Here is a 12,038-nt window from a genome sequence, read left to right as displayed (position 1 = left end):
GCCGGCGCCCTTCCTTTGCGCCTGAGCCGGCGCCCCTCCCTTTGCGCCTAATCCGGCGCCGCTTTCGCGGATGTGGTCCCCGTGGTGGGGGTTGCTCAATTTCGCTTCGGTCACTGAGTTCGAGGGCTGGGCCCGTGGCGTTGCGTGCGGGTGGTGGGCTAGGGGGAGATCACGACCTTGGTGCCTTTCCTTGTGGCCTCGAACAGGGCGGCGACTTTTCTCTTGTCCCGGACGTTGACGCAGCCGTGTGAGGCGCCGCGGTAGCCGCGGGCGGCGAAGTCCGCGGAGTAGTGGACGGCCTGGCCGCCGCTGAAGAACATCGCGTACGGCATGGCCGTGTGGTAGAGCGTCGAGACATGGTGGCGGCTCTTGAACGTGAGGGCGAACGTGCCCTCGCGGGTGGGCGTGTACTGCGAGCCGAAGCGGACATCCATCGCCGAGACGATCCGGCCGTCGACCACCCACGCGAGGGTGTCGCTCCGCTTGCTGATGCAGATCACCCGGCCCCTCATACAGCGTGGGTCCAGGGCGCCGACCGGCCGGGCGGTGGGCGGATAGAGCTCCGCATGCGTGGGCCGGCGGGTCTGCGAGCGCAGGGCGAGCCAGGCCGCGGGCTGCACGGCACCCGTACGGGGCAGGCCCTGCCGCCGCTGGAAACCACGCACCGCGGACGCGGTGACCACGGCGTAGGAACCCGTCGGGGCGCGGCCGAAGAGACCCAGCTGGGCGAGTCGCGCCTGGAGTTCGCGGACCCGCGCGCCGTGTGAGCCGGGTGCCGGCAGCGGCCCGGCGGCCCGCGGCGCACGATGCGGGGCGCGAGGGGGCTTGTACGGGGCGCGCGACGGGGTGGAGTGCGGAGCGGGGGGACCGTGCCGGCCGAGCGGCGGGGGAGCGGGCGTGGTGGGGGCGTAACGGGCGAGCTTGCCGTCCGGCGCTCCGGTGACCGTCACCGGGCGGCAGCCCACCGCGAGCGCCGCCACCACCAGCATCGCCGCCATCGCGGGCGCCGTACGTCTTCCCCTGCTGCGCTGCATGCGCACCCCCGGATCTCGGTGGGCCGACCGGCCACCGGTGACTCTGCCCAGTGCTGCGGCGCGGCGAACCTGCGGGCATGCTGTGGACAAAGACCACCACACCGGATATCGGTCACCCAGTGGGAGGCATGCACCCATGGCGCACGAGTCGGGCACTGTCCGGTACAGCGAGAGCGGTCTGCCCATCGAGCCGGTGTACGGGCCGCAGGCACGGGACGGCTGGGATCCGGAGCGCCGGCTCGGCGAGCCCGGCGGCTACCCCTTCACCCGCGGCGTCTATCCGTCGATGTACACCGGACGGCCCTGGACGATGCGCCAGTACGCCGGCTTCGGCACCGCGCGCGAATCCAACGCCCGCTACCGGCAGCTGATCGCGCACGGCACCACGGGCCTGTCGGTCGCCTTCGACCTCCCCACGCAGATGGGGCACGACTCCGACACCCCGATCGCCTCGGGCGAGGTCGGCAAGGTCGGGGTGGCCATCGACTCCGTCGAGGACATGCGGGTGCTGTTCGGCGGCATCCCGCTGGACAAGGTGTCGACCTCGATGACGATCAACGCGCCCGCCGCGCTGCTGCTGCTCCTCTACCAACTGGTGGGGGAGGAGGAAGGGGTGCGGGCCGACCGGCTGAACGGGACCATCCAGAACGACGTGCTCAAGGAGTACATCGCCCGGGGCACCTACATCTTCCCGCCGGAGCCCTCCCTGCGGCTGACCGCGGACATCTTCCAGTACTGCCGTGCCGAGATCCCCCGGTGGAACACCATCTCCATCTCCGGCTACCACATGGCCGAGGCCGGCGCCTCGCCCGCGCAGGAGATCGCCTTCACGCTCGCCAACGGCATCGCCTATGTACGCACCGCCGTGGCCGCCGGCATGGAGATCGACGACTTCGCGCCCCGGCTGTCGTTCTTCTTCGTCTCCCGCACGACGCTGCTCGAAGAGGTCGCCAAGTTCCGTGCCGCGCGCAGGATCTGGGCCCGGGTGATGCGGGAGGAGTTCGGCGCGCGCAACCCCAAGTCGATGATGCTGCGGTTCCACACCCAGACCGCGGGCGTGCAGCTCACCGCCCAGCAGCCGGAGGTGAACCTCGCCCGGGTCACCGTCCAGGGGCTCGCCGCCGTCCTCGGCGGCACCCAGTCACTGCACACCAACTCCTTCGACGAGGCCATCGCGCTGCCCACGGACAAGGCGGCCCGGCTCGCCCTGCGCACCCAGCAGGTGCTGGCGTACGAGACCGATGTGACCGCCACCGTCGACCCGTTCGCCGGCTCCTACGCCGTCGAGTCGATGACCGACGACGTGGAGGACGAGGCCGTTGCGCTCATGCGGCGGGTGGAGGACTTGGGCGGGGCGGTGGCCGCCATCGAATGCGGCTTCCAGAAGGAAGAGATCGAGCGCAACGCCTACCGCCTCGCCCAGGAGACCGACGCCGGCGACCGCATCGTCGTCGGCGTCAACCGCTTCCAGCTGGACGAGGAGGAACCCTACGAACCCCTGCGGGTCGACCCCGAGATCGAGGCCCGCCAGGTCGAACGGCTCTCCCTGCTCCGCGACCGCCGCGCCACCCGCACGGTCACCACCGCCCTCGACACCCTGCGCAAGACCGCCGAAGGCACGGACAACGTCCTCCCCCCGATGCGCGAGGCACTACGGGCACGCGCGACGGTGGGTGAGGTGTGCGAGGCGCTGCGGGAGGTGTGGGGGACGTATATGCCGACGGATGCGTTCTGAGGGGGAGGCAGGCAAGTGACCCCGGGCCGCGGCCGCTTCCGGACTGCGGCGCTCGTCGTACGCCGGAGCGCGGGCGTCCGCCGGGGCGGCAGCTTGTGAACCCCGGCGGCGGCTGCGTCAGACTGTGGGTATGTCGTCACCCCGCCGTGTGTGCCCCGTCTGTACTCGAGAGATCGCCGTTGTCGGCGGACGTTTCGCCCGTCATGACCCGCCGGGGCGGCGGACGGTGCTGGAGCTGATCTCCTGCCCGGGCTCGCGCCGGATCGCGCCGATGATGGCGCCGGCGGAGAAGCTCTTCGACCCGGAGGAGCCGCCGATGCCGGGCCAGCAGCCGCTGTTCTGAGGCGGGCCCGGGAGGGGGGCAACTACGGGGCGAGGACGTCCAGTTCGGCCAGGGCGCCGGCGGTGATCTCACGGGTGAGGGACTCGGCCCGGGCCGAGTCGCCGATGCGTACCGCCTCCGCGACCTGTACGTGCAGGGTGACCGCGGCCGGGTCGGGGTCGGTGAACATCACATGGTGCTGGGTGCGGCCGGTCAGGACGGCGGCGACCACCTCGCCGAGGCGCGCGAACATCTCGTTGCCGGAGGCGGTCAGCACGATCCGGTGGAAGGCCACGTCGTGGACCAGATAGCCGTCGAGCTGCTGGCCGCGGGAGGTGGCGACCATCCCCATGGCGTGCTCGGTGAGTTCGGCACACTGCGCGGGGGTGGCGTGCCGGGCGGCCAGGCCCGCGGCGACCGGTTCGACGGCCGAGCGCAGCACGGTCAGTGAGCGCAGCTGACGGGGGCGGTCCCGGCCGGCCAGCCGCCAGCCGATCACCCGCGGGTCGTAGACGTTCCACTCCTCGGTGGGCCGGACGGTCACGCCCACCCGGCGCCGGGAGGCGACCAGCTGCATGGATTCCAGTACCCGGACCGCCTCGCGGATGACCGTGCGGGAGACGTCGAAGCGCTGCTCCAGCTCGTCCGTGCGCAAGACCGTGCCCGGAGGGTAGTCGCCCGCGGTGATCGCGGGTCCGAGGGACTCCAGTACACGGGCGTGCAGTCCCTTCCCCTCGTTTTCCATGGGCCAAGCCTACGTTCCCGCACCCCGGCCAATTAAGTATGACGTTTGCATCACAGGCTCTTGAATACGTCGTACCTAATGGGTTTCAGTGGGGTCCGCAGCGGGTCGATGAGGACAGCGAGGTACCACGGGATGAGCAGCCCGACGTGATCGTCGTGATGGGTGTGGCCGGCACCGGCAAGACCACGATCGGCCCGCTGGTGGCCGCCGCACTGGGCGTCCCCTACGCCGAGGGTGACGACTTCCATCCGCCGGCGAACATCGCCAAGATGTCGGCCGGCATCCCGCTGGACGATCACGACCGCGGCCCCTGGCTGGACGCCATCGGCGCCTGGGCGCACGGGCGGGCCGGGCAGGGCGGGGTGGTCAGCAGCTCCGCGCTCAAGCGCGGCTACCGCGACCGGCTGCGCGCCGCCGCCCCCGGCCTCGTCTTTCTGCACCTCACCGGGGACCGTGCGCTGATCGGGGCGCGGATGGCCGAGCGCACCGGCCACTTCATGCCGGCCGCGCTGCTGGACTCCCAGTTCGCCACGCTCGAACCGCTCGGGCGCGACGAGGCGGGCGTCGCCGTGGACGTGACCGGCACCCCGCGGCAGATCGCCGGACGGGCCGTCAGCGCGCTGCGCGCGAGGACCGCACCGGCCGGATAACCCCCCACACCCGCACCACCCCTCACACCCGCACCACCCCCCACCGCAGCACCCTCTCCCTGCTTCCCCCTCCGTCCAACCAAGGGAATCGCCGTGACACATCTCAGCGTGGAGATGCTCGCAGCGGATGCGACCGAGCCGATCACCTCGGCCGGTCACGCGCAGCTGGGCATCGCCGTCCTGGCCGGCATAGCCGTCATCGTCCTGCTCATCACCAAGTGCAAACTGCATGCCTTCCTGTCGTTGATCGTCGGCTCGCTGGTGCTCGGCGCGGTGGCCGGTGCGCCGCTCGACAAGGCCATCACCAGCTTCACCACGGGGCTTGGCACGACGGTCGCGGGCACCGGAGTGCTGATCGCGCTGGGTGCCGTACTCGGGCGGCTGCTCGCCGACTCCGGCGGCGCGGACCAGATCGTCGACACGATCCTGGCGAAGGCGGGCCGGGGGGCGATGCCCTGGGCGATGGTGCTGATCGCCGGCATCGTCGGGCTGCCGATCTTCTTCGAGGTCGGCATCGTGCTGCTGATCCCGGTGGTGCTGCTGGTCGCCCGGCGCGGCAACTTCTCGCTGATGCGGATCGGCATCCCGGCGCTGGCCGGACTGTCCGTCATGCACGGGCTGATCCCGCCGCACCCCGGGCCGCTGGCGGCGATCGACGCGGTCGGCGCCAACCTCGGTGTCACCCTCGCGCTCGGTGTCGTCGTCGCCGTCCCGACCGCGATCATCGCCGGCCCGGTCTTCTCCCGTTACGCGGCCCGCTGGGTGGACGTCCGCCCGCCCGAGAACCTGGTGCCCGAGCGCGGCACCGACGACCTGGCGAAGCGGCCCGGCTTCGGGATCACGGTGGCCACCGTGCTGCTGCCGGTGGTGATGATGCTGGCCAAGGCGCTGGTGGACATCGTCGTCGACGACCCCGGGGCCGGGGTACAGCGGATCTTCGACGTCGTCGGCTCGCCGCTGATCGCGCTGCTGACCGCCGTCATCGTCGCGATGTTCACGCTGGGGCGGGCGGCCGGCTTCACCCGCGGCCGGATCGCCACGACCGTGGAGAAGTCGCTGGGCCCGATCGCCGGTGTGGTGCTGATCGTGGGCGCGGGCGGCGGCTTCAAGCAGACGCTGGTGGACGCCGGCGTGGGCCAGATGATCCTGGACCTCTCCAAGGGCTGGCACGTCTCCGCGCTGCTGCTGGCCTGGCTGATCGCGGTCGCCATCCGGCTCGCGACCGGCTCCGCGACGGTGGCCACCATCTCCGCCGCCGGGCTGGCCGCCCCGCTCGCCGCGGACATGAGCACCACCCACGCCGCGCTGTTGGTGCTGGCCATCGGGGCCGGGTCGCTGTTCTTCAGCCATGTCAACGACGCCGGATTCTGGCTGGTCAAGGAGTACTTCGGCCTGAGCGTCGGACAGACGCTGAAGACCTGGTCGGTGATGGAGACGCTGATCTCGGTCGTCGGGATCGTCTGCATCCTGCTGCTGTCACTGGTCCTGTAGCGCCCCGGTCCCGCAGGGCGGTCGACGCCCCGGGCGCCCCACCCCCCTCAAGGCGCCCGTTCCCCGGCCACGAGGCCGCACCGGCACAGCTCCGCCGGTGCGGCCTCGTGCGCACGAGGTCATCCGGCCGGCTGGAGGGCGGCCGTGCCGATGATGTCCGCCAGGGCGGCGGACACCTGAGCCGTGGCGTCCCCGGCCGGGGCGCCGAGGGCGAGATAGCCGTCGGGGCGGATCAGGAGGACGGCCGGGCCGCTGCCGTAGGCGTCGCGGACATGGCCGTCGGCGTCGAGCAGATCGGCGTCCGGTCCGCCGACGCGGACGATCCGCAGCAGGGCGGGGTCGGCGGGCAGCGCGGTCTCGTCCAGCGCGGCGTCGCCCAGGACGAGCAGGGTGAAGTGCGGGCCCCGGAAGGCGTCGAAGAGCCGGGTGGGCCGGCCGTCGGCCGTGCGGCACGGGGCGTCGGGGGCCCGGTCGCCGGCGACCGGCACGCCCGCCGCGAGGTCCGTCCGCAGCTCCCGCGACAGCGGGCTGTCGGGGTAGCCGATGCCGAGCTGGTGCAGATCCCGGCTGCGGCGCAGGCTGCCGGAGCGGTGCAGCCGGGTGCTGGTGTCGAGGATGTCCGCGGCGATCGGCCGGCGCTCGGCGCCGTAGCTGTCGAGCAGGGCGTCGGGGGCGCCGTGACGCAGCACCAGGCCGAGCTTCCAGCCGAGGTTGTAGGCGTCCTGCACGCTGGTGTTCAGGCCCTGGCCGCCCGCCGGGGAGTGCACGTGCGCGGCGTCGCCGGCGAGGAAGGCCCGGCCCTCGCGGTAGCTGTCGGCCATGCCCGCGCGGGGGCGGAAGAGCGAGGTCCACACCACCTCGCGGATCTGCCCGGCCGCCAGATGGGTGTGCTGCGAGAGCAGCGCGCGGACGGTCTCCGGCGAGGCGGCAGTCGTCCCGACGGGGCCCGCGATCATGGTCTGGAAGAGGTCGGTGCCAGCGAGCGGGAGCAGGGTGAGGAAGCCGCCGGTCGGCAGGATCCAGCGATGCCAGTGGTCCCGGTCGAGGCCGTCGACCCGCACATCGGCGAGGAGGGCGACGCCGGGCTCCAGGTCCGGGCCGCTCATCGCGGTGCCCAGCGCCCGGCGCACGGTGCTGCGCCCGCCGTCGGCGGCGACCAGATAGGCGGCCCGCACGGTGTGTTCCGTCCCGTCGTCCCGCCGCAGACGGGCCGTCACCCCGTCCGGGTCCTGGGTGAATTCGGTGAGTTCGGTGCCGAAGAGCACGCTGCCGCCGAGCTCCGTCAGCCGTGCGTGGAGCGCCTCCAGGTTGCGGAACTGCGGCACCATCAGCGCGTTCGAGTGGGGCGCGTCGGGCGTGGGGTCGACCCGCTCGATCATCTCGTGGACCTCGGTGATCCGGCCGTCCTCCCACAGGGCGATCGGCGGGTAGCGGCCGCCGACCTCGCGGATCGCGTCCAGCACTCCGAGGTCCTCGTAGACCTCCTGGCTGCGCGGCTGCAGACCCGTGCCGCGGGCGCCGGGGGAGAGGCGGTCCTGCCGCTCGACGATCAGCGCGCGCACCCCGCGCCGGGCGAGGTCGATGCCGAGCGCGATGCCGGTCGGGCCCCCGCCGGCGATCAGTACGTCGACGGTCGCGGGAAGGTCGTCCGCCGCGCCGTCCGCCGGACCGACACTGTCCTTAACGTTGTTAAATTCCATGTTCCGAGCATGACCTTAACGGTGTTAAGTTGTCAACATGGTTTCTCGCATCGACCGGAAACAGGTGGTGGACACCGCCCTGCGGCTGCTGAACGAGATGGGCCTCGACGGGCTCACCCTGCGCCGCATCGCCAAGGAGCTGAACGTCCAGGCTCCCGCCCTGTATTGGCACTTCAAGAACAAACAAGAGCTGCTGGACGAGATGGCGACCGAGATGCTCCGGCGGATGACCGCGTCGCTGACGGTGACGGATCCCGGGTGGACGGCCCTCGGCGAGACCTGGCAGGAGGCCCTGTCCGCCAGCTGCCGGGCGCTGCGCCGCGAGCTGCTCGGCTATCGCGACGGCGGCAAGGTCTTCAGCGGCACCCGGATGACCGACGAGAGCTACGCCGTGCCGCTGGACGCACTCCTGCGCCGGCTCACGGCGGCGGGCTTCTCGGTGCACCAGGCGACGCGGGCGTGGTGGACCGCCTACCACTACACCGTCGGCGTGGTGATCGAGGAGCAGTCCGTCTATCCGGACCCGGGCGATCCGGCGGATCGCCGCCCGGAGAGCCGCGATCCGGCCTACGACCTGCAGAGCCGCTCGCAGCAGCTCGGTGAGCGGTATCCGCTGGCGGTGCGGGCGGGTGACGAGATGTTCGGTGACCTGGAGCGCGGCTTCGAGGAGGGGCTGCGGATCATCGTGGCCGGCGTCGAGGTGACGACCGGGAGGTAGGCGTACGGACGGCCGGGGGGCCGGTGCGGGCCGCGCGCCCCCGGCCGGACGTCACACCGCGGGGCGCCGGGGATCGATCGCGCGCTTGAGCACCGGTGTCAGCGGGCGCTCCAGGAAGCGGTGCAGCAGCCACGCCAGCAGCAGCATCAGCCCCACCGTCCCGAGCAGCGTGGCGTACGAGGGCAGGCCGAGGGTGTGGTGCAGGGCGCGCACGACCACCCAGCCCAGGTGTTCATGGACGAGATAGAACGGGTACGTCAGCGCGCCCGCGACGGTCAGCCAGCGCCAGTTCGCCCAGCGCAGCAGGCCCAGGGCGACGGCCGCGACGAGGGCGAAGCCGAGTGTGACGACGGCGATGATGCCGGCCGTCGAGCGGTAGGAGAACGCGGTGACCGACGGCGCGTGCCAGAGCCCGGCGACCGCGTAATGCTGCCCGACCAGCCAGCTGACCAGCACTATCGCCCAGGCGATCGGGTCGCGGGCACCGTAGCGGTGCAGCAGGTACAGCCCGATGCCGCCGATGAAGAACGGGGCGTACTCGGGCATCAGCACGGTGTCGAGGAAGGGCTCGTGCGCGGCCTGGGCGAGGGCGGCGGCCAGCGTCCAGCCGGCGCAGAAGAGCACCACCCGGCCGCGGGTGGCACCCGGCAGGACGACGCAGAGCGCGAAGAGGGCGTAGAACCGCATCTCCGCCCAGAGGGTCCAGCACACGCCCAGCACCCGGTCCACGCCCAACGGCTGTTGCAGCATCGTCAGATTGGTGAGCACCTCGCTGGGCGGCAGCGTCTTGTAGGCGACCCAGGGAAGCGCGAAGACCGCGGTGATCAGGAGGATCGCGGCCCAGTACGCCGGGTAGAGGCGGGAGATGCGGGAGGCGAGGAAGGCGCGCAGCGTCCGGCCCCAGCCGCTGAGGCAGATGACGAAGCCGCTGATCACGAAGAAGATCTGGACGCCCAGACAGCCATAGGCGAACAGGGGTGCCAGGGTGGGGAATTGGTGGGCGGGCGAGCCGCCCCAGGCGTGGGATATCTCGCCGCTGCGCCCCGCGTAGTGGTACGCGGCGACCATCAGCGCGGCGAGCAGCCGCAGCCCGTCCAGGGCGCGCAGCCGCGACGACCCGCCACGGCTGCGCCCCCGTATCGCGGGCCCCGGGGCGGCGACGGCGACCGGCGTGACGGGTGGCGCGCCGGGCGTCAGCTGGGAGGCGGTCATCCGAACGCGGCCCGCTTCTTCAGCCGCCGCTGCACCGCGCGCGCCCGGCGGGCGACCCGGCGGACGGTGGCGTTGCGCGGGATGAACGACAGCTGCGAGGGGATCGCGCCGGGCAGCGCCAGTGCGGTCAGCCGGCGGCGCTTGAAGTAGCGCCAGGTGAACTGGTCGAGACCGCCCGCGAGATAGCGCTCGGCGTGCGGCCGCAGCTGCGGGTACATCTGGTGCTGCATCGCATAGCCGACCGCGGTGACCAGGCCCCCGACGCTGTCCGCGGTGGCGAAGGCGCGCGGGCGCTCGCTGCGGTCGCCCAGGTCGGGCACCAGCGCGTCCACGAGCGTGACCGGGATGCGGTTGCTGTTCTGGTACGGGGCGAGCCGCTCCAGCAGCAGACCGGTGCCGGTGCGCGCGGTCGGCAGGCCGTAGAAGGTGGCCGCGGTCAGCAGTGCGGTGGAGAAGCAGCCGACGACCAGCGCGGGCCGCATCCGCTGGTAGAGCACCTCGGCCGGCACCGGACGCTCCAGCACGGTCAGCGCGAGGTCCAGCTTCTCCGCCTCCCGCTCCAGCAGCCGCGACCAGCGGGCCGGGGCGGACGGGTGCGGCTTGAAGACGATCTCGCGGTGGCCGCGCTCGGCCGCGCCGCGCAGCATCCGTACGTGCAGCTCCTCTTCCTCCTCGGGAGTGAGGATGCCCAGTGCGGAGAGGTACTGGCCGAGCAGCAGCGCGGCGCCCTCCGGGACGGCCAGCTCCCCGCTGGCGTCGGAGAGTTCGGACAGCACCTTGGTGAAGGCGTCGGCCGGCACGGTCTGCGGCTCGACCTCGAACTCGGTCAGCAGCAGCGGCGTCAGGCCCGGGACCAGGTCCAGGTGCAGCAGCCGGTTGATCCGGGTGCCGATCAGCGGGTCGAGCTTGTTGCGGGTGGGGCCGTAGCTCATCAGGCCGTCGGCGTAGACGTCGATCGGCGCGTCCGGGAACAGCTGGGCGAGGGCCAACGCCGGGTTGACCTGGATGGACTCCACGACCAGCTCGACGTGGTCGTCGCCCAGGTCCCACAGCAGCCGCAGATGCCGCTCCCACAGCGGGGCGTCGTCCGCGCGCGGGGACCAGCCGCCGGGGTGGAACGGGCTGATCGTCTCGTTCCAGGACAGCACCCGGTCGAAGCGGCCGCGCAGCCGCTCGAAGCCGGGCATGGTGTCCAGGGCGGCGCTGGTCTCCGGGGTCGTCGCGTTGTTGCTGACCAGCAGCAGCCGGCGGTCGGCCGGGGCGAAGCAGTCGGCGTCCAGCGCGGCGGCGAGCGTCGCCGCGCCGTAGAGCGTGGACGCCATGAAGATCTGGGTACGGGGCCGGGTGGACATCAGGCGGCGACCTCCGCCGGGACCGGGCGGCGGCGCAGCCGCCGCAGCCGGGACGCGCGCTGCACATCCATGGAATCCAGGGCTTCCTTCAGTACGTCCTGCGGCATGCGTTTCATGGCCGCTGCGCTCATCGCGCGCAATTTACGGGCGACCTGCGGTTCGAAACGTTCGATCGAACCGAGGTGGTGGGAAATGATCGCGCAATAGGTGCGCACCGCCTTGGGCAGCAGGAATTCCGCATCGCGATCTTGGGCGGTTTCCTCGATCACCTGATCGAAGGCGCGGATGAAGTCCAATTGCCGCACATCTCCGATCTGGGTCAGCGAGGACGCCACTCCGCGCCGGTAGAAGACGCCGAGCAGGCCGACCACCGCCATGGAGGCGGCCTCGCGGTGCAGCCGCCAGATCCACGGCCGGTCCTCCGCGGTGCGCAGCCCGTCCTTGAAGTGCAGCACCCCGTCGTCCAGCAGCCGGCGGTGGTACATCCCGGCCCAGGCGTAGGCGTAGTCGACGGAGGTGGAGCGGTCGGCCGGCAGGATCACCGCGCGCGGGTCCAGCACCACCCCGCGCCGGCCGTGCGGAACCCGGTGGACCGTGCGCGCCCGGGCGGTGCACTGCACATGGTCCGTGCGGACGAAGTCACACCCCAGCCCCTCGATGGCGGAGAGGAGGCGGGGGTAATAGCCGGGGGCGAGCCAGTCGTCGCCGTCCAGGAAGGTGACGTATTCGCCGCGGGCCGCGTCCAGGCCGGTGTTGCGGGCGGTGGCCAGACCGCCGTTCTGTGTGTGCCGCAGCAGTCTGGCGCCCGGCAGCTCACGCTCGGCGCGCGCGAGGATGTCCGGGGTCTCGTCGCGCGAGCAGTCGTCGACGAGCAGGAATTCAAAATCCTCGCGGGCGTTGGCCGCCAGGCTTTTCAGGGTGTCGGGCGCGTATGTCTGCACGTTGTAGAACGGCACGATGACGGAGAGCTTAACCACCTGGGTGACGTTAGGCGCGGAGCCCGGCATTCGTCTTTACGGGGTGCGGACCCCAGGGTGAACGAAGAATGGCGGGATGGTTAACCAGACCGACAATCGGGC

At 71.9% G+C, this 12,038-nt stretch carries 11 protein-coding genes; 5 read left to right on the top strand and 6 right to left on the bottom strand.

Annotated features, from left to right (window positions below; all coding sequences use genetic code 11):
* Positions 1-158: 158 nt before the first annotated feature.
* A complete protein-coding gene (locus tag OIU81_RS13450) occupies positions 159-1,034 on the bottom strand; it encodes a L,D-transpeptidase family protein (protein WP_443073983.1) in 876 nt (291 codons plus the stop codon).
* Between the two features lie 136 nt (positions 1,035-1,170).
* On the opposite strand from OIU81_RS13450, the gene OIU81_RS13445 reads away from it, so the two are divergent.
* Both OIU81_RS13445 and OIU81_RS13440 read left to right on the top strand, forming a co-directional pair.
* Positions 1,171-2,769 (top strand): acyl-CoA mutase large subunit family protein, encoded by a 1,599-nt coding sequence (locus tag OIU81_RS13445; RefSeq protein WP_329147436.1) that lies wholly within the window; start codon positions 1,171-1,173, stop codon positions 2,767-2,769.
* A 130-nt stretch (positions 2,770-2,899) separates the two neighbouring features.
* Entirely contained in the window at positions 2,900-3,112 is a 213-nt protein-coding gene (locus OIU81_RS13440) for a hypothetical protein (RefSeq protein ID WP_329147435.1), read from the top strand.
* A gap of 22 nt (positions 3,113-3,134) precedes the next feature.
* On the opposite strand, the gene OIU81_RS13435 is transcribed toward OIU81_RS13440, so the two are convergent.
* Positions 3,135-3,836 (bottom strand): FadR/GntR family transcriptional regulator, encoded by a 702-nt coding sequence (locus tag OIU81_RS13435; protein WP_329147433.1) that lies wholly within the window; start codon positions 3,834-3,836, stop codon positions 3,135-3,137.
* A gap of 158 nt (positions 3,837-3,994) precedes the next feature.
* Between OIU81_RS13435 and OIU81_RS13430 the strand changes: the two genes are divergently transcribed.
* Complete coding sequence (locus OIU81_RS13430) at positions 3,995-4,486, top strand: gluconokinase (protein ID WP_329155117.1); 492 nt, start codon at positions 3,995-3,997, stop codon at positions 4,484-4,486.
* 93 nt (positions 4,487-4,579) lie between these two features.
* Positions 4,580-5,977, top strand: coding sequence for a GntT/GntP/DsdX family permease (locus tag OIU81_RS13425; RefSeq protein ID WP_329147432.1), 1,398 nt, complete (start codon positions 4,580-4,582; stop codon positions 5,975-5,977).
* 119 nt (positions 5,978-6,096) lie between these two features.
* On the opposite strand, the gene OIU81_RS13420 is transcribed toward OIU81_RS13425, so the two are convergent.
* Positions 6,097-7,677, bottom strand: coding sequence for an FAD-dependent monooxygenase (locus OIU81_RS13420; protein WP_329147430.1), 1,581 nt, complete (start codon positions 7,675-7,677; stop codon positions 6,097-6,099).
* A gap of 37 nt (positions 7,678-7,714) precedes the next feature.
* On the opposite strand from OIU81_RS13420, the gene OIU81_RS13415 reads away from it, so the two are divergent.
* Positions 7,715-8,395: a TetR/AcrR family transcriptional regulator C-terminal domain-containing protein gene (locus OIU81_RS13415; RefSeq protein WP_329147428.1), complete on the top strand. Its 681-nt coding sequence runs from the start codon at positions 7,715-7,717 to the stop codon at positions 8,393-8,395.
* A 51-nt stretch (positions 8,396-8,446) separates the two neighbouring features.
* Here OIU81_RS13415 and OIU81_RS13410 read toward each other — a convergent pair whose 3' ends face one another.
* Genes OIU81_RS13410 through OIU81_RS13400 form a run of 3 tightly spaced genes read right to left on the bottom strand, consistent with a single transcriptional unit; the run spans position 8,447 to position 11,936 of the window.
* A complete protein-coding gene (locus OIU81_RS13410) occupies positions 8,447-9,607 on the bottom strand; it encodes an acyltransferase family protein (RefSeq protein ID WP_329147425.1) in 1,161 nt (386 codons plus the stop codon).
* Complete coding sequence (locus OIU81_RS13405; protein ID WP_329147423.1) at positions 9,604-10,959, bottom strand: alpha-2,8-polysialyltransferase family protein; 1,356 nt, start codon at positions 10,957-10,959, stop codon at positions 9,604-9,606. The genes OIU81_RS13410 and OIU81_RS13405 overlap by 4 nt, the downstream gene beginning before the upstream one ends.
* Complete coding sequence (locus OIU81_RS13400) at positions 10,959-11,936, bottom strand: glycosyltransferase family 2 protein (protein WP_329147422.1); 978 nt, start codon at positions 11,934-11,936, stop codon at positions 10,959-10,961. The genes OIU81_RS13405 and OIU81_RS13400 overlap by 1 nt, the downstream gene beginning before the upstream one ends.
* Positions 11,937-12,038 lie beyond the last annotated feature (102 nt).

The sequence above is a fragment of the Streptomyces sp. NBC_01454 genome (assembly GCF_036227565.1).
Lineage (GTDB): Bacteria > Actinomycetota > Actinomycetes > Streptomycetales > Streptomycetaceae > Streptomyces.
The sequence above is the reverse complement of the archived record's forward strand: the minus strand, read 5'-3'. Positions and strand labels throughout refer to the sequence as shown.

Bases quoted from the DNA above. Each gene is read 5' to 3' on its own strand.
- OIU81_RS13450 (WP_443073983.1), bottom strand. From the start codon at position 1,034: ATGCAGCGCAGCAGGGGAAGACGTACGGCGCCCGCGATGGCGGCGATG.
- OIU81_RS13445 (WP_329147436.1), top strand. From the start codon at position 1,171: ATGGCGCACGAGTCGGGCACTGTCCGGTACAGCGAGAGCGGTCTGCCC.
- OIU81_RS13440 (WP_329147435.1), top strand. From the start codon at position 2,900: ATGTCGTCACCCCGCCGTGTGTGCCCCGTCTGTACTCGAGAGATCGCC.
- OIU81_RS13435 (WP_329147433.1), bottom strand. From the start codon at position 3,836: ATGGAAAACGAGGGGAAGGGACTGCACGCCCGTGTACTGGAGTCCCTC.
- OIU81_RS13430 (WP_329155117.1), top strand. From the start codon at position 3,995: ATGGGTGTGGCCGGCACCGGCAAGACCACGATCGGCCCGCTGGTGGCC.
- OIU81_RS13420 (WP_329147430.1), bottom strand. From the start codon at position 7,677: ATGGAATTTAACAACGTTAAGGACAGTGTCGGTCCGGCGGACGGCGCG.
- OIU81_RS13415 (WP_329147428.1), top strand. From the start codon at position 7,715: ATGGTTTCTCGCATCGACCGGAAACAGGTGGTGGACACCGCCCTGCGG.
- OIU81_RS13410 (WP_329147425.1), bottom strand. From the start codon at position 9,607: ATGACCGCCTCCCAGCTGACGCCCGGCGCGCCACCCGTCACGCCGGTC.
- OIU81_RS13405 (WP_329147423.1), bottom strand. From the start codon at position 10,959: ATGTCCACCCGGCCCCGTACCCAGATCTTCATGGCGTCCACGCTCTAC.